Source organism: Evtepia sp., from assembly GCF_034090835.1.
In the GTDB taxonomy this organism is placed as follows: domain Bacteria; phylum Bacillota; class Clostridia; order Oscillospirales; family Oscillospiraceae; genus Evtepia.
This window is the reverse complement of the sequence record NZ_JAXDRS010000004.1, coordinates 1-25608: the sequence shown is the minus strand read 5'-3', so window position 1 is coordinate 25608 and position 25608 is coordinate 1. Positions and strand designations below refer to the sequence as shown.

Genomic DNA, 25608 nt, shown 5'->3' with positions numbered 1-25608 from the left:
CTGGCTCTTCTTAGCGGGGATGGTGGTGTTGCGCTCGATGAGCTTGGTGTTGATGCCGCCCATGGTCTCAATGCCCAGGGACAGGGGGGTAACGTCCAGCAGCAGCAGGCCCTTCACGTCGCCCACCAGCACGCCGCCCTGCAGGGCTGCGCCCATGGCCACGCACTCGTCGGGGTTGATGCCCTTGAAGCCTTCCTGGCCGGTGATCTTCTTCACGGCTTCCTGCACAGCGGGGATACGGCTGGAGCCGCCTACCAGCAGGACCTTGGACAGGTCAGAGGACTGCAGGCCGGCGTCGGACATAGCCTGACGGACGGGGCCCATGGTGGCCTCCACCAGGTGTGCGGTCAGTTCGTTGAACTTAGCGCGGCTCAGGGTCAGGTCCAGGTGCTTGGGGCCGGTCGCGTCAGCAGTGATATAGGGCAGGTTGATGGCAGAAGTGGTCACGCCGGACAGCTCGATCTTTGCCTTTTCAGCCGCTTCCTTCAGGCGCTGCATCGCGACCTTGTCGGCGCTCAGGTCAATGCCCTCGGCCTTCTTGAACTCAGCCACCATCCAGTCCATGATGCACTTATCGAAGTCGTCGCCGCCCAGACGGTTGTTGCCAGCGGTAGCCAGAACCTCGATGACGCCGTCGCCGATCTCCAGCACGGACACGTCGAAGGTGCCGCCGCCCAGGTCGTAGACCATGATCTTCTGGTCGGATTCCTTATCCACACCGTAAGCCAGAGCAGCTGCGGTGGGCTCGTTGATGATTCTCTTGACTTCCAGGCCGGCGATCTTACCGGCGTCCTTGGTAGCCTGACGCTGTGCGTCGGTGAAGTAAGCGGGAACGGTGATGACTGCTTCGCTCACGGTGGTGCCCAGGTAAGCCTCAGCGTCTGCCTTCAGCTTCTGGAGGATCATAGCGGAGATCTCCTGGGGGGTGTAAGCCTTGCCGTCGATGTTTACTTTATAGTTGGAACCCATCTCACGCTTAATGGAGATGGCGGTACGGTCGGGGTTGGTGATGGCCTGACGCTTTGCCACCTGGCCCACCATACGCTCGCCGTCCTTAGAGAAGGCCACGATAGAAGGGGTGGTGCGGTTGCCTTCGGCGTTGGGGATGACGACAGCCTCGCCGCCTTCCATAACAGAAACACAGGAATTGGTTGTACCAAGGTCGATACCAATGATTTTAGACATAACAAAGTTCCTCCTTATCAAGAACAAATGGGTTGTTGTTTACAAAATAGTGAAGTGGGAGTCTCTTCCCGGGTCACGGGCCAACGACTAGTTGGCCACCTTAACCATGGCGTGGCGGATCACCTTGTCGCCCATCTGGAAACCAGCCTGGAAGACTTCGGCCACCACGTTTTCTCCCAGAGACTCATCGTCCACATGCATCACAGCGTTGTGCACGTTGGGGTCGAAGGTCTCGCCCTGGGCGGGGATCTCCTGGATGCCCAGCTTTTCCAGCACGGTCTTCAGCTGGGTCATGATCATCTCGACACCCTTGGCATAGGCCTCGTCGGCCGTCTCCTGCTTCAGGGCCCGCTCCAGGTTATCGTACACCGGAAGGAATTCCTTGGCCGTGTCCGCCTTGGCAGAACTCCAGGCGTTCTCTTTTTCCTTCTGGCTTCTCTTCCGGTAGTTATCATATTCAGCCAGCAGACGGAGATACTTGTCTTCCTGCTCCCGAAGGGCTGCCTTCAAGGTTTCCTCTTCGGTGGGCTGGGGAGCCTGCTCCTCTGCGCTTTCCTGCGTCACTGCTTCCTCAGGGGTCTCCTGGGTGGACTCGGGAATGGTCTGATCGTTATCTTTCTTACTCATTGTGTCCCATTGCCTCCTTTATCCGTGGGAGCCTCCCCCGCCGGGGGCGGGATCTCTCCCTTGCCAAACATCCGGGACAGCCCTTCTGCAAAGTAGGACAGGCGGGCTGCCAGATCTGCGTAATCCATTCTTGTGGGTCCCACCACGCCGATGACACCCTGCATTCCCCCGCCGATGTCGTAGCTGGCCATGATGACGCTGGAGTCTTTCAGTTCATCAGCCACGTTTTCCGGCCCGATGAGGATTTTTACATTCTCCCCCTGGACCACCGGCAGGTTTCCGCCGTCGCCCAGCTCGGACAGGAAGTTCATCAGGGGCTCCGCCCGTTCCAGACTCTGGTACTCCGGGTGGGCCAGCAGGTTGGGGATGCCCGCGGTGTGCACCACGTTGCTCTCCAGCTCTTCCAGCACCTCCATGGCGAAGGACACCACGAGACTGATGAGTCCGTAGGCCTCTCCGGCCGCGTGGGCGGCCACCCGCATGAGCTCCGGTGTGAGCTCCTCCAGGGTCAGCCCGGTGAAGGAAGTGTTGAGCAGGGTTCCCAGCAGCTGCAGCTGGGTGTCCGACAGCTCCGTGGGCAGCCGGAACAGCTTGTTGCGCACCAGCTGGGTGTCGGTCATGAGCACCGCAATGAAGGCGGTCTGCTCAACCATCAGCAGGTCAAAGCGGGTAATGACCGCTTTCCTGGTTCCCTTGGTCAGGGAAAAGGTGGGGTATTTGGTGAGCTGGGAAATGATCTTCCCGGCTTCGGTCATCACCTGGTCCATCTCCCGGATCTTCAGGTGAAGGGCTTCGTTGATTTTCTGGGTCTCCTGCATGGTCAGCCGGTGCTCTTCCATGAGCTCGTTCACGTAGAGCCGGTATCCTCGGGGAGAGGGGATCCGCCCGGAGGAGGTGTGGGGCTGCTCCAGAAGGCCTAAGTTCTCCAGCTCTGCCATCTCGTTGCGGATGGTGGCGGAGGAAACGCTCAGTCCCGCGCTGGCCACAATGGCTTTGGAGCCCACAGGTTCCGCGGTCTGTATGTAGTTTTCCACGACCGCGCGAAGGATCTGTTTCTTTCGCTCCGATAGTTCCATCTTCTGGCCTCCTTTGGCCTTGCCTGCATGCTTTAGCACTCAGTGCCCCTGAGTGCTAAAGCTAATGTAGCACTTTGCCCCCGGAATGTCAAGGGTTCCAGAATAAATATCCCTGTCACTTTGTAAACTTTTTGTGTTTTCCATAGTTTTCCCCAAACTCCCTGCTGGTTTTCGTGCAATCTTTGCACCGCCAGGGACAGACTGCCAAATTTGACCCGAAATCTGGCAGAGAAAGAAGCGCCTACGGACGAAATGCTGCCGCTTTCCTGTCCGTGGGCGCTCCCACAGGGCCTGGGGCTCACCCCTTTTCCGGGGTTGCCCCTGCCATATCATTGATAAACTGCTGGGCGGTCCGGCCGGATACCCCGCCGTGCCGCAGCTCCCACTTGTTGGCCTCGGCCATGAGGACCTCTTCCGGTACCTCCAGCCCCTGCCGCCGGGCCAGAGACCGGACGATCTCCTGGAACTGGGTCCGGTTGGGGATGGAGTAGTGGATGCGCGTGCCGAACCGGGCCGACAGGGAGAGCTTTTCCTCCAGGGTGTCGGAACGGTGCACGTCGTTCTCGTGCTCCATATCTCCCCGATCCTTCCAGGTCTCCCGGATGAGGTTGCGCCGGTTGGAGGTGGCATAGAGCAGCACGTTGTCCGGCTTGGTCTCCACGCCGCCCTCGATGACCGCTTTCAGGAACTTATATTCCACCTCGTTCTCCTCAAAGGAGAGGTCGTCAATGAAGATAATAAACCGATAGTTCCGGTTCTTCACCTGGGCAATCACCGCCGACAGATCCCGGAACTGGTGCTTGTAGATCTCGATCATCCGCAGGCCCTGGTCATAGTACTCGTTGATGAGTGCCTTGACACTGGAGGACTTTCCGGTTCCGGCGTCTCCGTACAGCAGGGCGTTGTTGCTGCTTCGCCCTGCCAGGAAGGCCTCGGTGTTCCGCCGCAGCTGGGCTTTCTGCTCCTCATATCCCACCAGATCCTTGAGCATCACTTTGTCCGTGTTGTAGATGGGCAAAAGACTGACCCCCTTGGGGCCGGACTGGATGCGGAAGGCCTTGTTCAGGCCGATCAGGCCCACGCCGTACTGACGATAATGCTCGGTGATCAAGGTAAAGAAGGTCTCTTCATCCTCCGCCTGGGCCAGACGGCGGCTCAGGTCCCGTACCTTCTCGCTGACGCTCTTGTTGTACCGCCGCTCATGCTTGTAGATGGCCTTGTAATGGCACAGGGTGGTAAAGCAGTCAATGCCCAGGTCTGCCTCAATGGCGGTGAAGTCATAGTGGAAGAGGGCTTGGAACACCCGGAAATCGTTTTTCGCAAAGTGGTTCACAGACCCGTCCAGGGCCCCCACCCGCTCGGTGATGAGACTGAAGGAATTCTCATTGGTCATGAGAAGAAAGGTCAGATAGTTCTGCCACAGGTTTTCGTCAAACCCGTAGTCGGTGGCCAGGTCCAGCAGCCGCTTCACCTGGTCGTAGATCCCTCGAATGAGGGTCTGGCGGGGGCAGCTGTTCCCCTTCCAGTCCTGAAACAACTTGGCCAGCTTCATCAGAATGCTGTCCGCACCCAGATCTCCGTACAGCAGCAGACGGGCAACCTGTTGATCCATGGTGATTACTTCCCTTGGTTTCGCAAAGAAAAGAGCCGGCCGCCTGAGGCAGCCGGCTCCTACCTTATATTATAATGTAGGCAGCCCAGAGACTTACTCTACGGGCACTCTCCAGCCGAAGGTGTCTTCCAGGGTGCCCAGCTGGATGCCGGTCACGGTGTCGTAGAGCTTCTGGCTCAGTTCCCCGATCTTGCCGTCGCCGATGACCATTACGTCATCCTTGTAGCGCAGCTTGCCCACGGGGGAGATGACCGCAGCGGTACCGGTGCCGAACACCTCTTCCAGCTTGCCCTCCTTCTGGGCCTGGAGGAGTTCGTCCACGGAGATCCGACGCTCTTCCGTGGGCAGGCCCCAGCTGCGGCACAGCTCCAGAACAGAGTTCCGGGTGATACCCGGCAGGATGCTGCCGTTGAGCATGGGGGTGACCACCTTGCCGTCGATCTTGAAGAAGATGTTCATAGCGCCCACCTCTTCAATGTACTTCCGCTCCACGCCGTCCAGCCAGAGGACCTGGGAGTAGCCGTCGTCATGGGCCTTCACCTGGGCAGCCAGGGAGGCAGCGTAGTTGCCGCCGGTCTTGGCAAAGCCCATGCCGCCCCGGACAGCCCGGACGTAGTCGTCCTCGATCCAGATGCCCACCGGCTCCAGGCCGTTTTCATAGTAAGCCCCGGAGGGAGAGAGAATGATCATGAACAGGAAGGTCTCCGACACATCCACCCCCAGGAAGGGCTCGGTGGCGATGATGAAGGGACGGATATACAGAGAGGTGCCCGGATCGGTGGGGATCCAGTCCTGGTCCACTTCCACCACAGCCTTCACGGCCTGGACAAAGTCCTCTACGGGCAGCTGAGGAATGCAGAGACGGTCGTTGGTGTCGTTGGTCCGCTTGCCGTTCATATCAGGGCGGAACAGGTAAGCCTTGCCGTCAGCACCCCGATAGGCCTTCAGGCCCTCGAACATCTCCTGGCCGTAATGGAACACCATGCTGGCGGGAGAGAGGGTGATGTCCTCATAGGGTACGATCCGGGGATCATGCCAGCCCTTGCCTCTGGTGTAGTCCATAACGAACATGTGGTCGGTGAAGATCCGGCCGAAGCCCAGTTTACCCTGGGGCTTTTCCTTGGGGGTGGTGGTCTTGGTGATCTTGATATCCAGCATTGTCAATGCGCTTCCTTTCTATATTCTCTTCCAACGGGGATCAAAAACCCAAAATTGCGCCCTTGTCGGCGGAGGTGACCATCTTGGCGTACCGGGCCAGATAGCCGGTCTTTACCTTGGGTTCGGGACAGACCCAGGCAGCCTTCCGCTTGGCCAGTTCCTCGTCCGAAACCTCCAGGGTGATGGAGCAGTTGGGGATGTCGATGGCGATCATGTCCCCTTCCTCCACCAGACCGATGGTGCCGCCGGCAGCGGCCTCGGGGCTCACGTGGCCGATGGAGGCGCCGCGGGTGGCGCCGGAGAATCGGCCGTCGGTGATGAGGGCCACGGACTCACCCAGGCCCATGCCGCAGATGGCGGAGGTGGGGTTGAGCATCTCCCGCATACCCGGGCCGCCCTTGGGGCCTTCATAGCGGATGACCACCACGTCGCCGGGGTTGATCTTCTTGGCGTAGATGTCCGCAATGGCCTCCTCCTCGGAGTTGTACACCCGGGCGGGACCACGGTGGACCATCATCTCAGAGGCCACAGCGGACTGCTTGACCACGCAGCCGTCCTGGGCCAGGTTGCCCCGGAGCACGGCGATGCCGCCGCTCTGGGAGTAGGGATTTTCCAGGGGCCGGATGATCTCGGGGTCCCGGTTCTCCACGCCTTCCAGGTTCTCGGCCACGGTCTTGCCGGTGGCAGTGATAAGGCTGGTGTCCAGCAGGTTCTTCTTGGTGAGTTCCTTCATCACCGCGTACACACCGCCTGCCCGCTCCAGGTCCTCCATGAAGATATCGCCAGCCGGAGCCAGGTGGCACAGGTTGGGAGTCTTGGCGCTGATGGCGTTGGCAGCGTTCAGGTCCAGGGTCACCCCAGCCTCATGGGCGATGGCGGGCAGATGGAGCATGGTGTTGGTGGAGCAGCCCAGGGCCATATCCACGGTCTCCGCATTGTGGAAAGCGGCGGGGGTAAGGATATCTCTGGGACGGATGTCCTTTTCGATGAGCTCCATGATCTTCATGCCTGCGTGCTTGGCCAGACGGATCCGGGCAGAATAGGGGGCAGGAATGGTGCCGTTGCCGGGCAGAGCCAGGCCAATGGCCTCGGTGAGACAGTTCATGGAGTTGGCAGTGTACATACCGGAGCAGGAGCCGCAGCTGGGGCAGGCGTTCTCCTCGTACTCCCGCACTCCGGCCTCGTCCAGAGCTCCAGCGTGGTAAGCGCCTACGGCCTCAAACATATGGCTCAGGCAGGTGCGGCGGCCATCGTTCAGACGGCCGGCCAGCATGGGCCCGCCGGAACAGAAGATGGTGGGAATGTTGAGACGGGCGGCGGCCATGAGCAGGCCGGGCACGTTCTTGTCGCAGTTGGGGACCATCACCAGGCCGTCAAACTGATGGGCGGTGACCATGGCCTCGGTGGAGTCGGCAATCAGGTCCCGGGTAACCAGGGAGTATTTCATGCCCACGTGGCCCATGGCGATGCCGTCGCACACGGCGATGGCAGGGAAAACCACCGGGGTGCCGCCGGCGGCACGAATGCCGGCCTTCACGGCTTCCACGATCTTATCCAGGTTCATATGGCCGGGAACGATCTCGTTCCAGGAGCTGACCACGCCCACCAGAGGGCGGTTGAGTTCTTCTTCGGTGTATCCCAGGGCATAGAGCAGGGAACGGTTGGGGGCGCGCTCCACGCCCTTTTTGATCTGATCGGAACGCATGAGGGAAACCTCCTTATAAACGAAAAAAGTTGTATGACTACACTTGAATTGTCTGGCTATATATTATATGATAGACCATAAGATGTCAAGAAAAAATCCCCTGCAGCAAGAACAAAATCAGGAGGCTTTCATGGAAAAACAAAGTCTGTCTCAACAAACCGCCCAGCGTCTGTACACCATGGTGGTGGTAGAGCGGCGCTTTCCTCCCGGGGAGAAGCTCCCCAGCGAGGTCGAGCTGGCCCGGGAGCTGGGGGTCAGCCGAACCACCTTGCGGGAAGCCATCCACGCCCTGGCCTCCCGGCACGTCCTGGAGGTCCACCGGGGCCGGGGTGCCTTCGTCTCCCCCCACGTGGAACACATCAACGACTACGGCTTTTCCGATCTGGAACAGGTCCACGGCCAGCTGCGGGACCTCTTTGAGCTCCGGCAGATCTTTGAGCCCAGCGCTGCCCGGCTGGCCTGCCAGCGGGCCACCCCGGAGGAAATGGCAGAGATCCTGGCCCGGGGCCAGGCGGTGGACCAGTGCATCCAGCGGGGCGAGGACCGCACGGAAGCCGACCGGGAATTCCACGCCGCCATCGTCCGGGCCACCCACAACGAATTCATGATGCGGCTGCTGCCCATGATCAACCAGGCGGTGGCCACCGCAGTGGTGAGCGGCCGCCACAAGGATCAGCTGGCAGAGGATACCCGAAGGGACCACGCCCTGCTCATGGATTTCTTCCGCAAGGGCGACGCCGCCGGAGCCGAGCACGCCATGGCTATCCATATGCACCACTCCATCGACGTGATGGGTCTCAACGAGACCAAAGAAAAAAAGCGCTTCTGACCAGCTTGGCCAGAAGCGCTTTTCCTTTTCTTGGTTGGCCTCTTCCAGGATCAGTTGGAAGCGGTGTCGGGGTCTGCGTCGTCGCCCCACAGCATGTTCTTGCGCAGCTCAGCGCCCACGGTCTCCATGGGATGCTTGGCCAGCATGGCGCGCTTGGAGTTGAAGAAGGTACGGCCGTTCTTGTTCTCAGCGATCCACTTGCCGGCGAAGGTGCCGTCCTGGATGTCGTTGAGCACAGCCTTCATGTTGGCCTTGGTCTGCTCATAGGGCAGGATGCGGCTGCCGGAGACATACTCGCCGTACTCAGCGGTGTCGGAGATGGAGTAGTTCATCATAGCCACGCCGCCCTTGTTGATGAGGTCGATGATGAGCTTCATCTCGTGGATGCACTCGAAGTAAGCGTTCTCGGGCTCGTAGCCAGCTTCCACCAGGGTCTCGAAGCCCAGCTTCATGAGCTCCACCACGCCGCCGCACAGAACAGCCTGCTCGCCGAACAGGTCGGTCTCGGTCTCGTCGTGGAAGGTGGTCTCCATGATACCGGCGCGGGCGCCGCCGATGCCGGCGATGTAAGCCAGGCCGATGTCATAAGCCTTGCCGGTGGCGTTCTGCTCCACGGCGATCAGGCAGGGCACGCCCTTGCCTGCCACGTACTGGCTGCGGACGGTGTGGCCGGGACCCTTGGGAGCAGCCATGAACACGTCCACGTCTGCGGGGGGCTTGATCTGCTGATAACGGATGTTGAAGCCGTGAGCAAAGGCGATGGCCTTGCCGGCGGTGAGGTTGGGGGCGATGGCCTTGGCATACATATCTGCCTGGCTCTCGTCGTTAATGAGGATCATGATGATGTCAGCCAGCTTGGTGGCTTCGGCTACGGTGTAGACCTGGAAGCCGTCCTTCTCTGCCACAGGCCAGGACTTGCCGCCCTGACGCAGGCCGATGATAACATCACAACCGGAGTCCCGGAGGTTCAGCGCGTGGGCATGGCCCTGAGAGCCATAGCCGACGATGGCGATCTTCTTGCCGTTCAACTGGTTTAAATCACAGTCCTTCTCATAATACATTTTTGCCATAATTGAATTCTCCTTTTTCCTTGGTATCCTCGTCAATGGTATATTTTCCACGTTCCAGAGCGATCATACCCGTGCGGACCAGCTCCACGATGCCGAAACCCTCCAGCAGTTCCTGCACGGCGTCGGTCTTTTTCTCGTCGCCGATGAGGGAGAGGGTCAGGGTCTCCTTGGAGACATCGATGATAGCGCCCCGGAAAATGTTTGCGATTTGAATGATCTCGTTCTTGTCCTCGCTGGTCTTGGCGAGAACCTTATAGAGCACCAGCTCCCGGCGGATGGAGTGCTCAGGCACCAGCAGCTTCACCGAGTGGACCGGGACCATCTTGGCCAGCTGGTTGCAGATGAGGTTGGTGTGGTTGTCGTTGGCCAGGACCTCAATGGTCATACGGGAGATGGCGGGATTATCGGTCGCACCTACAGCCAGAGACTCCACGTTGAAGCCCTTACGGGAGAACAGACGGGAGATCTGGGACAGAACGCCCGCTTCATTGTCCACAAGCACGGACAGAGTACGCAGTTTCACTTCTTCCATGTCTCTTACCTCCTTAATTCACCAGGAACTCGGTGATGTGGGTGCCGCCATTGACCATGGGACGGACCAGCTCGCCTTCCTGGATGGTGCAGTCCACCACGTAGCCGCGGCCCTGCTCCTGCTCGGCCAGCGCCTCGTGGATGGCTTCCTTCAGTTCCTCCACCGTGTTGACCCGCTTGCCCTTGAGGCCGTTGGCCTCAGCCAGCTTCACAAAGTCGGGGCCCCGGTCGGTGGTGGTCTGGAAATAACGCTTGTCGTAGGTCAGTTCCTGCCACTGGCGGACCATGCCCAGGCGGTGGTTATTAAAGATAAAGGTGAGCACGGGAGTTCTGTAGAACTCCTCGGTGGACAGCTCGTTGCAGTTCATGCGGAAGGAGCCGTCGCCGGTGATGTGGATGACGGTCTTGTCGGGGTTGCCCAACTTGGCGCCGATGGCAGCGCCCAGGCCGAAGCCCATGGCGCCGTAGCCGCCGGAGGTGAGCAGCTGGCCGGGATAGTCAAAGTGGAAGTGCTGAATGGCCCACATCTGGTGCTGGCCCACGTCGGTGGCGACGATGGAGTCGTCCGGACAGATCTCTGCGATGGTGCCCAGGATCTGCTTGGGGGTCAGGACCATGGTATTTTCGTCGTACTCGGTCTCGGTGGGGAAGGAGAAGACGTACTTCTTCCACTCGCTGTGGTCATACTGGGGGATCTTCCGGTTGAGAGACTCCAGCACCTGCTTGGCGTTGCCGATGATGTGGTGATCGGTCTCGATGTTCTTGTTGATCTCTGCCCGGTCGATGTCGATGTGGACGATCTTGGCCTGGCGGGCGAAGGTGGCGGGCTTCAGGGCCACCCGGTCAGAGAAGCGGCAGCCCACAGCGATGAGCAGGTCGCAGCCGTCGCAGGCCATGTTGGAGGCCCGGGAGCCGTGCATACCGATCATACCGGTGGCCAGGGGATCCCGGCCTTCGATGCCGCCGGCGCCCATGAGGGTGATGGCCACGGGGGCGTCCAGCCGGCGGGCAAAGGCCCGGAACTCTTCGTGAGCCCGGCCGCGGACCACGCCGCCGCCGCAGATGAGCATGGGCTTCTTGGCCTGGGCGATCATATCCACCAGTTTGTTGATGTCCCCCTGGTCGGGCTCGGGCATCTTCAGGCTGGAAGTGCTGGCCCGGCGGACCAGACCGGCCAGGCGGCCGGACTCTGCGTGCTTCTCCCGGGGCAGGTACTCATAGTCTGCCTTCTCGGCGGTGACGTTCTTCACGATGTCGATGAGAACGGGGCCGGGGCGGCCGCTGCGGGCCAGGGCAAAGGCCTCGCGCACGATGTCTGCCAGGGTGCTGGCATCCCGGACCAGATAGGTGCTCTTGGTGATGGGCATGGCAATGCCGGTGATGTCGACCTCCTGGAAGGCGTCCTTGCCGATGAGGTTCTGGTTGACGTTGCAGGTGATGAACACCACAGGGGACGAGTCCATATAAGCGGTGGCGATACCGGTGGTGAGGTTGGTGGCGCCCGGGCCGGAAGTGGCCAGGCAAACGCCCACCTTGCCGGTGGAGCGGGCGTAGCCGTCCGCTGCGTGGGAAGCGCCCTGCTCGTGGGCGGTCAGGATGTGGGTGATCCGGTCTCTGTAGCGATACAGTTCATCGTAAACGTTCAGGATGGTGCCGCCGGGATAGCCGAACACCGTGTCGACCTCCTGCTCCAGCAGGCATTCCATCAAGATCTTGGCACCAGTCATTTCCATGCTGTTTCCTCCTCCTTTTGGGATATTCCATCATACATAATGTTTGGGGTAACAAAAAAGCTCCGTGGTTTCCGTGCTAAACGTTAAAACCACAAGAGCTTGTAAGTTCTCCGCAAATCTTTTTTCGTAAGGTCCCCCACAAGCGGGATGTTATCGGAAGGCCTTTCCTGGATTCACGTGTTGCTTTTCAGTTCTGGACATAACATTTAGCATTATTTCCGGTACTACTACTACGAGTAGTACCCCAATAATGCTGACAGCTACACTGTTCAGTTCGGCAAAAAACACGTTCATGTTCTGACCCTCACTGTACTGTCCCTACGGGGCGTATTTCCTTCGTTGCACCCACGATAGCACTTCCCCGGTGGTCTGTCAATCATTTTTTTCGATTTTTCGCAAATTGTTGCCTTGACACTTTTTCCGCGCTCTCTTTTTGTCAATCTCTCACAGGCTTCCCTTCACTTTGTTTCCTTTTTCTCGATTGTCTGGCAAAGTTCTTCGGTCACCGGTGTGGTCATCCCAGAGTGGGCTGCGGCCCCCAAAACCAGCCGCCCGTTCTGCAGCAGCTCCCGGGTCCGGCCCGCCATAGCGGGGATCCCCGCCGGGTCCATGCCTGCCATTTCCTCCAAAATGCCCTGCATCTCCTTCTGGGTCACCAGGATCCCCTGGCAGGCCCCGGCCTTGCGGATCTCGTTCATGGCCGCCAGCAGCGTCTCCCGGGTCTGGCCGGGCGTCTGCATGGCCCCGTAACTTGCGCCGCAGGCGGCGCCCACCAGCCCCGGCCCTACATGCTTCAGGAAGTCCAGCCATCTCCGGTGGAAGATATCCTCCTCCCGGGCCACGGCCAGGTCGGTCTTTCCCAGGTAGTCCAGCAGGACAGCCAGCTTCTCTTCCCGGTCAAAATAGTCCTCCGGGGGCACCCCTAACCAGAGGCTGCCCGGGGCACGGCAGGTCACTTCGCTGCCCTCCCGCTCCAGGTCTGCGTCCTGCAATACGCCGCTGAGGATCTTGTCCGGGCCAAGCCGCAGGGTCAAAAGCTCCTCGCTGCCCACTCCTTCTGCCAGGGTGAGCACCACGGTCTCCCGCTCCACCCAGGGGGCAGCCAGGGCGGCAGCCTCCTCGGTCCACTCCGCAGGGCCGCTGAAGATCACCAGGTCCGCAGGGCCTTCCGCCTCCCGGGCGAAGACCAGAGGGCTGGCCTCGCCGTTCCAGCGCAGGCCTTCTCTTTCCCAGCGGTCCATCTCCTCCGGGCTGTCTGTCACCCGTACGGCGTCCGGCCCAAAGGCCCGGACCAGGGCCTCCACCAGGAGCAGCCCCTTGGGCTCTGTTCCCACAATGACGGTCTTTTCCATGCTGTTTTCTCCTTCCCGTCTGTCTGATTTCCCCTTAGTTTACCACAAAATCCCTTTCCTGCAAACAAGTTCCCCAGGCCGTCCCGGGCTGCCTCTTCCCAATTCCCCTCGCCCGTGCTATACTGGGTCCAGTATGCCCGACAGGATCTTCCGTTTTTTCTGTTTTTTAAGAATTCCTTTCCCAAATTTTAAGAGATTTCTTCTACTATTTCTATAAAAGGAGACGGTTCCATGCGCAAACAGCTCCAGGCCCTTCGGGACGCAATGGCCCGGCACACCATCGACGCCTGCCTCATCCCCACCGCCGATTTCCACGGCAGTGAGTATGTAGGGCGTCACTTTGCCTGCCGGGAATACATTTCCGGCTTCACCGGTTCCGCCGGGACCCTGCTGGTCTTCCCCCAGTGGGCCGGTCTCTGGACCGACGGCCGCTACTTCCTCCAGGCGGAAGAACAGCTGGAGGGCACCGGCATCCGTCTCATGCAAATGGGCCAGCCGGGGGTCCCCACCCTGGAGTCCTTTCTGCGCAGCAGCCTCCAGGCCGACCAGACCTTCGCCTTTGACGGCCGCTGCGTGGACGCCCGCACCGCCCGCCGCTATCACACCATCGCCAAACAGGTGGGCGCCCGGATAAACCTGGCGCTGGACCTGCCCGGGGAGATCTGGATGGGGCGGCCGCCCCGATCCGCCCAGCCGGTGTGGGCTCTCTCCACCCAGCTGGCCGGAGAGAGCCGCCAGGACAAGCTGGCCCGGGTCCGGGAGGCCATGGCCGCAGAAGGGGCAGACCAGCTCCTGCTCACCTCTCTGGAGGACATCGCCTGGCTGCTGAACCTGCGGGGCGACGACGTGGCCTGCACCCCGGTCTTTCTGGCCTATCTGGCCCTGACCCAGGAGAGCTGCCATCTGTTTGCCCAGCCCTCGGCCTTTTCCCCCGCCCTGCTGGACCAGCTGGATGAGGACGGGATCTTCCTCCGACCCTACGAGGAGATCTACCGCTACGCCAATCAGCTCCATCCCCAGCAGACGGTCATGCTGGACACCCGCCGGGTGAACGCCACCCTGCTCACCAGCATCCCCACCAAGGTGAAGGTCATAGACCGTCCCAACCCCACTGAGGCCATGAAGGCCATAAAGAACCCCACGGAGCAGGCAAACTTCCGCAAGGCCCATCTGGCCGACGGCATTGCCCTGACCCGTTTCATGTACTGGCTCAAGACCAACGCAGGGAAGGCCCCCATCACCGAGCGCTCTGCCGCCCATGTCCTGGAAGACTTCCGGCGGCAGGACGAAACCTATCTTCAGCCCAGTTTTGATCCCATTCTGGCCGCAGGTCCCCACAGCGCAGTGGTGCACTACTCTGCCACCGAGGAGAGCGACGCTCCCATCCAGGCGGAAGGTTTTCTGCTGGCGGACACCGGCGGGCACTACACCACCGGCACCACCGACTGCACCCGCACCTACGCCCTGGGCCCCCTGAACAGCCAGCAGAAGGCCTGCTACACCGCCGTTCTCCGAGGGAACCTCAACCTGGCTGCCGCCCTGTTCAAGGAGGGCTGCACCGGCAGCAACCTGGACTATCTGGCCCGACAGCCCCTGTGGGCCATGGGCCTGGACTTTAACCACGGCACCGGCCACGGGGTCGGGTACCTGCTCAGCGTCCACGAAGGCCCCCAGCGCATCCACTGGCACGCTGCCTCCACCCGGGAAGCCCCTCTGGCCCCCGGCATGGTCACCTCTGATGAACCCGGGGTCTACTTTGACGGGGCGTACGGCATCCGGCTGGAAAACCTGCTGCTGTGCGTGGAGGAGGAACCCTCCCCCTTTGGGTCCTTCCTGTCCTTCGAGACCCTCACCCTCACCCCCTTCGATCTGGACGCCGTGGAGCCCACCCTGATGAGTCCCCAGGAGCGCGCCCTGCTCAACACCTACCACGCCCGGGTCTATGAGGCCATCGCCCCCCATCTGCCCCCGGAAGAGGCCGCCTGGCTCAGGGAAGCCACCCGCCCTCTGCCCTGACCAAGCCAAAGGAGGTCCCAAATGCCCACAACCACCCGCCGTCCCGCCGCCGGAAAACGGCAGGCACCCCGGACAGGCACCCGAAAAAAAAGACAATCTTTCCCCTTCCGTCCCCTGATCCTCCTTCTCCTTGTCATTGTTGCCATGGGGGTAATTGTCAACCTCCTGGCAAGGAGTCCCCTCTTTAACCAGGACCGGGTCCCGGGCTGGGTGGACGTCCAGCTCATCCAGGTCAACGGCGCCGGCAGACGGGGAGAACGCCTGGCCGACGTGAAGGATATCGCCATCCATTATGTGGGCAATCCCGGCACCACCGCCCAGCAAAACCACGACTTCTTCGACCAGCCGGACACCACCGTGAGCGCCCACTTCCTTATCGGGCTGGAGGGAGAGGTCATCCAGTGCATCCCCCTGAGCGAGAAGTCCTCCGCCACCAACGAGCGCAACCTGGACACCATCTCCATCGAGGTCTGTCATCCGGAGGTAAACGGAAAGTTCACCGACGCCTCCTACGCCTCCCTGGTCAAGCTCACCGCCTGGCTGTGCGACCACTTCGACCTGGGCCGGGAGCATGTCATCCGGCATTACGACGTCACCGGCAAGCTCTGCCCCCTGTACTTCGTGGAAAATCCGGCGGCCTGGGAACAATTCCTGCAGGACGTCAAAGACTACTGATCCTGTCTCCCCCTTCTGCGCATCACGCAGGAGGGGGCATTATTTTCTTGACATTGTCGATATTCGAGAATACAATAAGATCAGAATTATCGATATTCGAGATAAGGAGGGGAGCCCCATGCCCCGGGCAAAGTTTCAAACCCTGACCGAGCAGATGTTCTATGTGCTCCTCTGTCTGGAATCCGAGCGCTGGGGGACCGAGATCATGGATCTGGTCCCCGCCATGACCCAGGGCCGGGTCCGCATCGGCTCCGGGACCCTGTATCACCTGCTGGAGCAGTTTCTTCAGGCGGGGATGATCTCCCTGACCCGGGAGACCGGCCGCCGCCGCTGCTATCTTCTCACCCCCAAAGGCCGGGAGACCCTGGAGGCAGAATACCAGCGCCTCTGCGCCCTGGCCGCCGACTATGAGCGCATCCTTGGAAAGGAGGCCAACCCATGAAAGAAACCAAACGACAGTTTTCCCTCTTCTCCTTCTACGACCGTACCGGCATGGAAAAGCACTTGGAAGCCATGGCCCGGAAGGGCTGGCTGCTGGAGTCCATCTCCCCCTTTGGCTGGCGGTATCGGGCCATCCCGCCCCAGTCCCTTCGCTTTTCCGTGTCCTTCCTTCCCCTCTCCTCCCCCTTTGCCCCGGAACCCACCCCCGCCCAGGAGGCCTTTCAGGAACTGACCTGCCACGACGGCTGGACCCTGGCCGCCTCCAATGAATTCTACCACGTGTTTTACCACCAGGAGGCCCAGCCGCCCACTCCCATGGAGACCGACCCCCTTCTGGAACGGGAGACCATCCATCGGGTCGTCCGGAAGCGGGTCCTTCCCTTTTATTTCTTCCTGCTGGTCCTCTCTTTCCTCTTCGGGGGCTCCTTCTGCTACACCCTTCTGACCCACCCCTGGGACCTGTGGGCCCAGCCCAAGGATTTCCTCACCGGCTCCTGCTTTCTGTGCCTTTTCCTCTACCTGGCGGCGGAGCTGCTGGGCTATTACCAGTGGCGGAAAAAAGCTCTGCTGGCAGGGGAAGCTGGGGAATTCCTCCCCACCAAAGGACACAATACTCTCCTTCTCTGTCTGCTGTTCTATGCCGCAGGCAGCTTCCTGCTCTGGCTGGTTCTGCTGGCCACCCCAGGCCTGCGGTACTATATGCTGGCCTACCTGGTCTGCTACCTGGTGATCATCGGCGCAGCGTACCGCCTCCGGGTGCTGATGAAGCGCCGCCGGGTCCACGCCCAGGTCAATCTGACCCTCACCATGGTCCTGATCATTCTTCTCTCCTTTGGGATGACCGCCCTGCTGTTCGCCCTTCTTTCTCTGCTCCACCGACAGGGCGTGGCCTTCTGACCCCAACCAAAAAGTGCCCTTCCGCATCCTCTGCGGAAGGGCACTTTTTTCAGAAAAACGCCGAAGACCCACGCAGACAGCGTGGGTCCCCGGCGGGATAAAAGGAAAAGAGAGGGTTGTCATTACTCTCCGTCGTAAGCTTTCTGGAAGATCTGGATGATCTGTTCCTTGGTGGCCTTTCTGGGGTTGGTGGCGGCGGTGGCGTCCTTCATGGCGTTCTCTGCCATGATCTCGAAGTCCGCCGGGTTCACGCCCAGGACCCGGAGGTTTTGGGGGATGCCCAGGTAGCGGCCGAAGTTCTTCAGGCCGTAGACGCAGGCCTCCCCGGCCTCAAAGGGGGACATACCGTCCACGTTCAGATCCATGGCTCTGGCGATGACCGCAAACCGCTCCAGGTTGCCGATGAGGTTAAACTCCTGGACGTAGGGCAGCAGAATGGCGTTGCACACCCCGTGGGGCAGGTTATAGAAGCCGCCCAGCTGGTGGGCCATGGCGTGGACGTAGCCCAGGGAGGCGTTGTTGAAGGCCACGCCCGCCAGGTACTGGGCGTAGGCCATTTCAGACCGGGCCTTCATATAGTCACCGTTGGCCACGGCCTGAGGCAGATAGTGGACGATCTTGTCGATGGCCTTGATGGCCGCAGCATCGGTCAGGGGATTGGCGGCGGTGGAGACGTAGGCTTCCACGGCGTGGGTCAGGGCGTCCATGCCAGTGGCAGCGGTCAGGGCGGGGGGCATGCCCACCATCAGCTCGGGGTCGTTGATGGCGATGGCCGGGGTGACCCGCCAGTCCACAATACACATCTTCACCTTCCGGGAAGTATCGGTGATGATACAAAAGCGGGTGATCTCAGAGGCGGTGCCTGCGGTGGTGTTCACTGCCACCAGAGGGGGCAGCGCCTCATGGGCCTTGTCCACACCCTCATAGTCGGCAATCTTGCCGCCGTTGCTGGCCACCAGGCCAATGCCCTTGGCGCAGTCATGGGAGGAGCCGCCGCCCAGAGAAAGGATACAGTCACAGCCGTTGTCGTGATAGAACTTCTCGCCCTCCACCACGTTGGTGTCCTTGGGGTTGGGCTCGGCCTTGCCGAAGACAGCGGAGTCCACACCGGCCTCCTTCAGAATGGTCTGGATACGGGTGGTCATGGGATTCTTCGCCAAAAATTCGTCGGTGACAATCATGGCCTTGGTGCCGCCTAAGCTCTGCATCAGGTGGCCGGTTTCCGCCACGGAGCCTTCGCCGAAGACGTTTCTACTTGGAACGAAATAATACGTAGACATAACTTTGATTCCTTTCTGACTCTGGTCTACAAAACCGCTTGCGGCAGGCTGCCGGTGGTCTTGCTGGGATGGTTTTGATCGGAAGGACGGAGGGATTCCTCCCTCCGCCCCTGAATGCTTTGACGCGCCCCGGCTTACTGGGCGGGATAGAAGCCGGAGGGGCCCTCGTTGAGGTTAATCATAATGTTCTTCTGCTGGGTGTAATGCTCCAGGATCACCTTGTGGGTCTCCCGGCCGATGCCCGACTGCTTGTAGCCGCCGAAGGGGGCGCCGGAGGGGATCTGGTTGTAGGTATTCACCCACATACGGCCGGTCTCCACGCCCCGTGCCACCCGGAGGGCCCGGTTGATGTCTCGGGTCCAGACCGCGCCGCCCAGACCGTAGACCGAGTCGTTGGCCATGGCGATGACCTCTTCCTCCGTCTTGAACTTGATGACCACGGCTACGGGCCCGAAGATTTCCTCCTGGGCGATCCGCATGTCGTTGGTGGCGCCCACGATCAGGGTGGGCTTCATGAAGCAGCCCTTGGCGCAAGCGCCCTCCATGTGGGTTACGCCGCCGCAGGCGACGGTAGCGCCCTCCTCCTTGGCCAGCTCCACATAGGAGAGGATTTTCCGCATCTGGTTCTGGTCCACCTGGGCGCCCATCTGGGTGTTGGGGTCCAGAGGATTGCCCACCTTCACGCCGTTAAAGGCCTTGATGGCAGCTTCCACGAACTTATCATAGATGCCCTCCTGCACGAAGACACGGGAGCCGGCGCAGCAGACCTGGCCCTGGTTGAAGAGGATGCCCAGTTGGAGACCGTCCAAGGCCATATCCCATTTGCAGTCGTCGAAGTAGATGTTGGCGCTCTTGCCCCCCAGCTCCAGGGTAGCGGGGATGAGCTTGTCGGCGGCCGCCTTGGCCACGTCCAGGCCCACCTCGGTGGAGCCGGTGAAGGCCAGCTTCCGAAAGCCCGGGTGGTCCAGCATATACTGGCCGGCACGGGAACCGCCGCCGGTGACCACGTTCAGCACACCGGGGGGCAGCAGATGGCCGATGAGTTTGACCAGCTCCAGTACGCTCAGAGGCGTGGTGGAGGAGGGCTTGAAGACAATACAGTTGCCGGCGGCCAGAGCAGGGGCCAGCTTCCAGGCGGCCATCAGGAAGGGGAAGTTCCAGGGAACAATCTGGCCGACGACACCGATGGGCTCCCGGAGGATCATACTCAGCATGCCGCCGTCCAGCACAGAGGCGCTGCCCTCTTCCACCCGGATGGCCCCGGCGAAATAGCGGAAGTGGTCGGAGGAATAGGGAACGTCGATGGCCATGGTCTCCCGGATGGGCTTGCCGTTGTCCATAGACTCGACGGTGGCCAGATGCTCCGCGTTCTCGTCAATGATATCGGCAATCTTCTCCAGGATGCCGGCCCGCTGTGCCGTCCCCATATCCCGCCAGGCAGGGAAAGCGGCCCAAGCGGCCTGGACTGCGGTGTCTACGTCCTCCTTGGTCGCTTCAGCGCACTCCGCCAGCTTCTCGCCCGTGGCGGGGTTGGTGGTGGCGAAGACTCTCCCATTGGAAGCAGGGACCCATTTCCCGTTGATATAAAGGTCATATTTTGCGTCCAGCTTGATGCTCATGATCGGCGCTCCTTTCAATTCTTTCAGAAGTTTATCATAAATCCTTCTGCTTTTTGGTTTCGTAACTTTTTATGGAAGTTTTTCTTCCTGTTATTATTATACCACACCCGCCGAAGTTTGGGAAACACCGAAAACTGATGGGCCCATAAGCAAAACTTATGGCTTATGCTTCGTCCCCTCCAAATCCTGCCGGATCACCTGGAAAAAGTGCTGGGCCGCCTGGTTTCCCGGCCCCCGCCGGCGCAGGGCCACAGTGCGGATGCGGAAGGAGTCCCCCTCGATGGCAAAGATGCTCACATCCCGGGCCAGCTTGCCCTCCATGCCCGCGGGCAGGGCCGCGACCCCCAGGCCAGCCTGGACCAGGATGGTGGCCTCCAGCAAGGTCTTCACCCGCTGGATGGGGTTTTCCCCCAGCCCAATCCGAGCAAAGTAGTCGGGAAGGGTCTGGCCTCCCAGTTCCTCATCGTCTCCCTCAATGTGGAAAATGGTCTGGCCCGCCAGCTCCTCATGGGAAACATAATGCCGCCCGGCCAGGGGCGTGTGGGGTCCGGTCATAAATTTAGCCTGCTCACTCCTCAGCTCCAGAACCTCAAGGTCCTCCGTCAGGTGCAGCCCGTAGTCCGGGAGCACAATCACGTCCAGTTCTTCCCGGAGCAGGCCATCCAAAAGGGCTTTGTAACTCTGTTCCTGGAGGGAAATGGAGGCGTCGGGGTACCGCTGGCGGTACTGGCGGAGATAGTCGGGGAAGGCGTCCTGGGCATAGAGGCCGCCGATGCCCAGGCGAAGCTCCTGCTTGGCCCCGTCGGCAATGGCCCGGGCCTGGCGGACTGCACCTTCGTATTGGTCCAAAATGCTCCGGCACTGTTGGGCAAAGTAAGCTCCCGCCGGCGTGAGGCTGACCCCCTTGCTCCCGCGGTCAAAGAGGGTCACCCCCAGCTCCTCCTCCAGCTGCTTGATCTGTTGGCTGATGGCGGCCTGGGCCACATAACATTCCCGGGCGGCCTGGGTAAAATTCAAGTGCTTGGCCACCGACAAAAAATACTCCATCCTGCGAAAGCTCATCCGGTCTCCTTTCCCAAAGGGTTTCCATGTCTGTTTCTTTTTATTCTATAAGGAATCCTTTTCTTGTAAAGAACAAAAGTCACAAAACATGTGACAAAAGGGCAGAAAAAATCGGCACCTCCAACTTGGAGATGCCGATTTTTCAGGTAAGCCGTCTTTCTCAGGGTTCCAGATAATAGTCGAAGCCATAGCAGCTCTTTTCAAAGCCGTAGATCTCGTAGAACCGGTGGGCCTGGGTCCGGGGCATTCCGGAGTCCAGCACCAGGGCCTTACAGCCTCTGGCCTTGGCCAGCTCCTTGGCGTGGTCCATCAGCTTGATGCCGCAGCCCTTGCCCCGCTCGTCCTCGTTGGTGATGATGCTGGAGACGTAGCAGGTCATACCGGAGAGCCAGAAGGTGTTAAAATAAGCGCCGTGGCAGAAGCCGTGATAGGTGTCGCCGTCCATGAGGAAGAAGGCGAAGCTATTTTCATCGGCCAGCACGTCGGCGTATACCTTGCGGATGACTTCCTTGTCATAGGTGTTGTAGGTCCACAGTTTTTCGATGTAGTCAAAGGCCACGTCGAAGTCGGCCATGGTTGCGGTTTTAAATTCCATAGTGAATCCTTCCTTTCACAGTTCTTATGTTTTTTCATTATAAGCCCTTTCATAGGGGTCTGTCAAACGTCTCCCGCCGGTTTCTCTCTCATTTTTATAGATTTTTCCCGTTTTGAGGGCGGTTTTTCGGGAAATCCTCCATCTACAGGCCGTCTCTCTTTCCTGGCTCGGGGATAACACGTTTCCCCATCCCCGGGAAGTCCCCGGTCAAAAAAGTATCATTTTGTTTTTCCAAGTACCCGACAAAACACCCAAAGTGTCGGAAAGTCCATTGACCTGATTCGTCAAACTTGCTACTATAGGGAAAGAAATTTTTTGTCAAAGAGGGACCACCATGAAAACGAGAATCACCGAACTGTTTGGCATCGAATACCCCATCATCCAAGGGGCCATGCAATGGCTCTCCAAGCCCAAGCTGGCCGCCGCCGTCTCCAACGCCGGAGGCCTGGGCACCATCAACATGACCACCTACGACACCCCAGAGGCCTTTCAGGAGGACATCCAGCTGCTGAAATCCCTGACGGATAAGCCCTTCTGTGTGAACCTCTCCCTGCTCCCGGACACCAAGCCCGACGGCCCCATCCGGGGCTTTCTTCAGGCCATTGTGGAGGAAAAGGTCCGCATTGTAGAGACCGCCGGCAGCTCCCCCAAGCCCTTTATGGACATTCTCAAGGGGGCCGGCTGCGTGGTCATGCACAAGATTCCCGACTCCCGCTTCGCCCACACCGCCCAGGACGTGGGCTGCGACGCGGTGTGCATCGTGGGCTATGAGGGGGGCGGACACCCGGGGATGGCTGGCGTGGGCTCCATCGTCCAGTGGCCCCTGGCCACCGAGCGCTGCACCCTCCCCGTGGTGGGCGCCGGCGGCATTTGCGACGGGCGGACCATGTACGCCGCCCTGGCCGCCGGGCTGGACGGTGTGATGGTGGGTACTCGATTTATGATGGCCCAGGAAACCGACATCGGCCCTAACCTGCGCCAGACGGTCATCAACGCCAAAGAGACCGACACCGTCCTCACCCAGCAAAGCATCCGCAACGCCCTGCGCTCCCTGAAGACCCAGGGGGCACTGGATATCATCGAGTTTGAGAAGCACGGTCCCACCTTTGATGAGCTCTACCCCATGATCCGGGGCACCGTCACCAAGGCCGCCTTTGAACAGGACGATCCCCAGGCCGCCCAGATCGCCATGGGCCAGGTCCTGGGCCGCATCCACGACGTAAAGCCCGCCGCCCAGATCATCCAGGACATGGTCGCCGAGCTCTATGAGATGCACCAGCGGGTCAGCGCCATGCTGTGAGCCCATCCACCCCAACTGCAAAAAGAGTCCCCGGAAACCTTCCGGGGAACTTTTTTTGCCTTTTTGCAAAAATTTTTCTCAAACGCTATCTTTTTCCCCTCTTCCACCGTTATTCTAAATGAAAAGCGCTTTTCACTCCACCAGAAAGGAGGCCCTCCCATGGACCCTGATCTCCGGCTGCTCCAGCGGATGAACCGGGGGGACGACGAGGCCATTGAGGCCTTTGTGCGAAAGTACTACCCCCAAATCTTAAAATACTGCCACTATCACCTCCGGGACACCCACTACGCCGAAGACGCCGCCCAGGAGGTCTTCGCCCGATTCTTTTCCTCCTTGGACCGGTACCGGCACTATGGCAAGGCAGCCAACTACCTCTATGTCATCGCCGGCAACCTCTGCAAGGATCACCACCGGAAACGGCAGGAGCTTCCCCTGGACGCCCTCCCCGACTCCCCCGTGCAGACGGACCTGGACACCCGCCTGGATCTGGAGGGGGCCTTCCGGTCCCTGCCCCAAGAACTCCAGGCCGTAGCCGTTCTCTTCTTCCTGCAAGAGCGCAAGCAAGGGGAAATCGCCAAGATTCTGGGCATCGGGCTCCCACTGGTGAAATATCGTGTCCGCAAGGCCAGGGAGCACCTGGCCGCCTATCTGCGAAAGGAGGCTCCCCTATGAACCCTTCCATCCCCCCTCTCCCCTCTCCCCAACCCCGGGAGGAGGCCATCCAGGCTGCCGTCCTGGCCGCCACCCGGGCCTTCCCTCGGCGGGAGGCCTCCCGCCCCCTGTCCCAGCTGGAATTTCTCCGCCAGCAAAGCCGCTTCCTCCACAAGCGCTGGTGGCTCCTCCAGGCCGGGGTGCTGGGGCTGCTCTGGTGGCTGCTCCAGATTGCGGGCAGCACCGCCGAGGTCCAGCGGGCCATGGGTACCCTGGCCCCCCTCTTCGTGGTGCTGGTGCTGCCGGAGCTGTGGAAAAACCGGGCCAGCGGCGCCCTGGAGATCGAGTGCACCTCCTACTACTCCCTGCGGCAGGTCTATGCCGCCCGGATGATCCTTTTTGGTCTGGTGGACCTGGTGCTCCTCACCCTCTTTTTCTCCGTGGCCCTGCTGGCGGGAAAAACCACGGTGCGGGAGCTCATCATCCACTTCCTGCTCCCCTTCCTGGTCACTTGCTGCATCTGTCTGCGGACCCTGTCCTGCCGCCAGGACTTTGCCCTCTACACCGCTGTCCCCCTCTGCCTGGCCTGGACGGCGGTGTGGGTGCTGCTGATCCTGAACAGCAAAGTCTACGCCCTCATTTCTCTGCCCATGTGGCTGGGAATGCTGGCAGGCGCGGCCCTCTACTTCCTCTATGCCATCTATCACCTTCAAACCACCTGTGAAACAATTTGGGAGGAAACCCCCGCATGGAATTAACACTGACCGGTCTCACCAAGACCTTTCAAAACCACACGGCCGTAAACAACCTGACCCTCACTATGGACACCGGGGTGTACGGCCTGCTGGGCGTCAACGGCGCCGGCAAAACCACTCTGATGCGGATGCTCTGCACCCTGCTGACCCCCACCTCGGGCACTGCCACCTGGGACGGCCAGGACATCTTCGCCCTGGGCCCCTCCTACCGCAGGCTGCTGGGCTATCTGCCCCAGGAGTTTGGCTACTACCCCGAGTTCTCCGTTCAGGACTATCTGCTCTACATCGCCTCCCTCAAGGGCCTGCGCCCCGCCACCGCCAAGGAGCGGACAGAGGAACTTCTCCGCCAGGTTGGCCTGGTCAAGGAGCGAAAGCAGAAGATGAAAAAGCTCTCCGGAGGCATGAAACGCCGGGCGGGCATCGCCCAGGCCATGCTCAACGACCCCAAAATTCTCATTCTGGACGAGCCCACCGCCGGCCTGGACCCCAAGGAGCGCATCCGCTTCCGCAACCTCATCAGCGAGCTGGCGGAGGACCGGCTGGTCCTGCTGTCCACCCACATCGTCTCTGACGTGGAGTACATCGCCAACCAGATCCTGCTGATGAAGGACGGTTCCCTGGTCCACCAGGGAACCACCCAGGACCTTCTCTCCACCGCCCCCACCCGGGTGTGGACCTGCACCGTATCCCGGGAGCAGGCCGGGGAGCTTCTTCACCGGTATCCCGTCTCCAACCTCAAGTCCTTGCCCCAGGGGACCCAGCTTCGCATTCTCTCTCAGGAGTCCCCCGGCCCCGAGGCCGTCCCGGAAACTATGACCCTGGAGGACCTCTTCCTCTACTACTTTGGCGAAAGAGCAGGTGAGACCGATGACACGCTATGAATTGAAAAAGATCTTCTCCCGCACCAGCAACCGGATCGCTCTGATCCTGTTGGCCCTGGTGGTGGGGGTGACCACCTATCTGGCCTGCCACGTAAAATACGTGGACGAGGCCGGCCAGAGCCAATACGGCCTGGCCGCCGTCCGCCAGCTCCGGGCCGACCAGAAGACCTGGGCAGGGACCCTGGACGAGGAAACCCTCCGCCAGTCCATTGGGGCCATCCAGGACGTGGTCCAGTCCCCGGAATACCAGTCGGAGGACCTGGTCCAGCAGGAGATCGCCTACCACCGGCAGTTGGCCCTGGAGCTCATCCGGGACCTGCTCAACCAGTCCTTCTCCGAAGCCTTCCGCTCCTATGACTACTTCACCGCCAATACCCTCACTCCGGAGGACGCCCCCCGGTTCTATTCCAACCGGACGGCCCTGCTCCGGGACTGGCTCAGTGACGAGGCAGACACGAACTTTTCCCAGGCGGAAAAGAACTTTCTCCTGGCCCGGTATGAGGCCTTCCCCACCCCCATCACCGTGGACTACATAAAGGGCTGGGAGCAGCTCTATGA

24 protein-coding genes are annotated in these 25608 nt (G+C 60.5%); 10 read left to right on the top strand and 14 right to left on the bottom strand.

What is annotated here, in order from left to right; translation table 11 throughout:
* The 6 genes from dnaK to ilvD form a co-directional block, all read right to left on the bottom strand.
* Positions 1–1185, bottom strand: a 1185-nt coding sequence (gene dnaK, locus SOR61_RS00500; RefSeq protein WP_320610750.1) for a molecular chaperone DnaK, incomplete at its 3' end; no start/stop codon positions are given.
* A gap of 87 nt (positions 1186–1272) precedes the next feature.
* Positions 1273–1812 (bottom strand): nucleotide exchange factor GrpE, encoded by a 540-nt coding sequence (gene grpE / locus SOR61_RS00495; RefSeq protein WP_320610749.1) that lies wholly within the window; start codon positions 1810–1812, stop codon positions 1273–1275.
* Positions 1809–2888 (bottom strand): heat-inducible transcriptional repressor HrcA, encoded by a 1080-nt coding sequence (hrcA, locus tag SOR61_RS00490; RefSeq protein ID WP_320610748.1) that lies wholly within the window; start codon positions 2886–2888, stop codon positions 1809–1811. The genes grpE and hrcA overlap by 4 nt, the downstream gene beginning before the upstream one ends.
* A 298-nt stretch (positions 2889–3186) precedes the next feature.
* Positions 3187–4500, bottom strand: a complete 1314-nt coding sequence (locus SOR61_RS00485) for an ATP-binding protein (protein WP_320610747.1) — start codon at positions 4498–4500, stop codon at positions 3187–3189.
* 93 nt (positions 4501–4593) lie between these two features.
* The gene (locus tag SOR61_RS00480) at positions 4594–5655 is read right to left on the bottom strand and encodes a branched-chain amino acid aminotransferase (RefSeq protein ID WP_407066484.1); all 1062 of its coding nucleotides are present in this window, start codon (positions 5653–5655) and stop codon (positions 4594–4596) included.
* Positions 5656–5698: 43 nt separating this feature from the next.
* Positions 5699–7363: a dihydroxy-acid dehydratase gene (gene ilvD, locus SOR61_RS00475; protein WP_320610745.1), complete on the bottom strand. Its 1665-nt coding sequence runs from the start codon at positions 7361–7363 to the stop codon at positions 5699–5701.
* 130 nt (positions 7364–7493) lie between these two features.
* On the opposite strand from ilvD, the gene SOR61_RS00470 reads away from it, so the two are divergent.
* Positions 7494–8192, top strand: a complete 699-nt coding sequence (locus SOR61_RS00470; RefSeq protein WP_320610744.1) for a FadR/GntR family transcriptional regulator — start codon at positions 7494–7496, stop codon at positions 8190–8192.
* A gap of 50 nt (positions 8193–8242) precedes the next feature.
* Here SOR61_RS00470 and ilvC read toward each other — a convergent pair whose 3' ends face one another.
* The 4 genes from ilvC to SOR61_RS00450 all read right to left on the bottom strand — a co-directional run bounded on the left by ilvC (position 8243) and on the right by SOR61_RS00450 (position 12878).
* The gene (gene ilvC / locus SOR61_RS00465; protein WP_320610743.1) at positions 8243–9262 is read right to left on the bottom strand and encodes a ketol-acid reductoisomerase; all 1020 of its coding nucleotides are present in this window, start codon (positions 9260–9262) and stop codon (positions 8243–8245) included.
* Positions 9243–9794, bottom strand: a complete 552-nt coding sequence (ilvN, locus tag SOR61_RS00460) for an acetolactate synthase small subunit (RefSeq protein WP_320610742.1) — start codon at positions 9792–9794, stop codon at positions 9243–9245. The genes ilvC and ilvN overlap by 20 nt, the downstream gene beginning before the upstream one ends.
* Positions 9795–9807: 13 nt before the next feature.
* Complete coding sequence (gene ilvB / locus SOR61_RS00455; RefSeq protein ID WP_320610741.1) at positions 9808–11526, bottom strand: biosynthetic-type acetolactate synthase large subunit; 1719 nt, start codon at positions 11524–11526, stop codon at positions 9808–9810.
* 458 nt (positions 11527–11984) lie between these two features.
* Positions 11985–12878 (bottom strand): 2-dehydropantoate 2-reductase N-terminal domain-containing protein, encoded by an 894-nt coding sequence (locus SOR61_RS00450; protein ID WP_320610739.1) that lies wholly within the window; start codon positions 12876–12878, stop codon positions 11985–11987.
* 231 nt (positions 12879–13109) lie between these two features.
* On the opposite strand from SOR61_RS00450, the gene SOR61_RS00445 reads away from it, so the two are divergent.
* From SOR61_RS00445 to SOR61_RS00430, 4 genes are all read left to right on the top strand, one after another.
* Entirely contained in the window at positions 13110–14894 is a 1785-nt protein-coding gene (locus SOR61_RS00445) for an aminopeptidase P family N-terminal domain-containing protein (protein WP_320610738.1), read from the top strand.
* A 21-nt stretch (positions 14895–14915) separates the two neighbouring features.
* Positions 14916–15569 carry a peptidoglycan recognition family protein gene (locus SOR61_RS00440; protein ID WP_320610737.1) on the top strand — a complete coding sequence of 218 codons (654 nt, stop codon included), beginning with the start codon at positions 14916–14918 and terminating at the stop codon, positions 15567–15569.
* A gap of 118 nt (positions 15570–15687) precedes the next feature.
* A complete protein-coding gene (locus SOR61_RS00435) occupies positions 15688–16011 on the top strand; it encodes a helix-turn-helix transcriptional regulator (RefSeq protein ID WP_320610736.1) in 324 nt (107 codons plus the stop codon).
* A complete protein-coding gene (locus SOR61_RS00430; protein ID WP_320610735.1) occupies positions 16008–16907 on the top strand; it encodes a DUF2812 domain-containing protein in 900 nt (299 codons plus the stop codon). The genes SOR61_RS00435 and SOR61_RS00430 overlap by 4 nt, the downstream gene beginning before the upstream one ends.
* A gap of 122 nt (positions 16908–17029) precedes the next feature.
* Here SOR61_RS00430 and SOR61_RS00425 read toward each other — a convergent pair whose 3' ends face one another.
* The 4 genes from SOR61_RS00425 to SOR61_RS00410 form a co-directional block, all read right to left on the bottom strand.
* A complete protein-coding gene (locus SOR61_RS00425; RefSeq protein WP_320610734.1) occupies positions 17030–18187 on the bottom strand; it encodes an iron-containing alcohol dehydrogenase in 1158 nt (385 codons plus the stop codon).
* A gap of 134 nt (positions 18188–18321) precedes the next feature.
* A complete protein-coding gene (locus tag SOR61_RS00420; RefSeq protein ID WP_407066483.1) occupies positions 18322–19806 on the bottom strand; it encodes an aldehyde dehydrogenase family protein in 1485 nt (494 codons plus the stop codon).
* A 156-nt stretch (positions 19807–19962) separates the two neighbouring features.
* The gene (locus tag SOR61_RS00415) at positions 19963–20868 is read right to left on the bottom strand and encodes a LysR family transcriptional regulator (protein ID WP_320610733.1); all 906 of its coding nucleotides are present in this window, start codon (positions 20866–20868) and stop codon (positions 19963–19965) included.
* Positions 20869–21028: 160 nt separating this feature from the next.
* The gene (locus SOR61_RS00410) at positions 21029–21463 is read right to left on the bottom strand and encodes a GNAT family N-acetyltransferase (RefSeq protein ID WP_320610732.1); all 435 of its coding nucleotides are present in this window, start codon (positions 21461–21463) and stop codon (positions 21029–21031) included.
* 334 nt (positions 21464–21797) lie between these two features.
* On the opposite strand from SOR61_RS00410, the gene SOR61_RS00405 reads away from it, so the two are divergent.
* The 5 genes from SOR61_RS00405 to SOR61_RS00385 all read left to right on the top strand — a co-directional run.
* The gene (locus SOR61_RS00405) at positions 21798–22763 is read left to right on the top strand and encodes a nitronate monooxygenase (RefSeq protein ID WP_320610731.1); all 966 of its coding nucleotides are present in this window, start codon (positions 21798–21800) and stop codon (positions 22761–22763) included.
* Between the two features lie 159 nt (positions 22764–22922).
* Positions 22923–23435 (top strand): RNA polymerase sigma factor, encoded by a 513-nt coding sequence (locus SOR61_RS00400; protein WP_320610730.1) that lies wholly within the window; start codon positions 22923–22925, stop codon positions 23433–23435.
* Positions 23432–24172, top strand: a complete 741-nt coding sequence (locus SOR61_RS00395) for a hypothetical protein (protein WP_320610729.1) — start codon at positions 23432–23434, stop codon at positions 24170–24172. Before SOR61_RS00400 ends, SOR61_RS00395 begins: the two co-directional genes overlap by 4 nt.
* A complete protein-coding gene (locus tag SOR61_RS00390; RefSeq protein WP_320610728.1) occupies positions 24163–25050 on the top strand; it encodes an ABC transporter ATP-binding protein in 888 nt (295 codons plus the stop codon). The genes SOR61_RS00395 and SOR61_RS00390 overlap by 10 nt, the downstream gene beginning before the upstream one ends.
* The coding region (locus SOR61_RS00385) for a hypothetical protein (RefSeq protein ID WP_407066482.1) at positions 25037–25608 on the top strand (572 nt) is incomplete at its 3' end. The genes SOR61_RS00390 and SOR61_RS00385, both read left to right, overlap by 14 nt.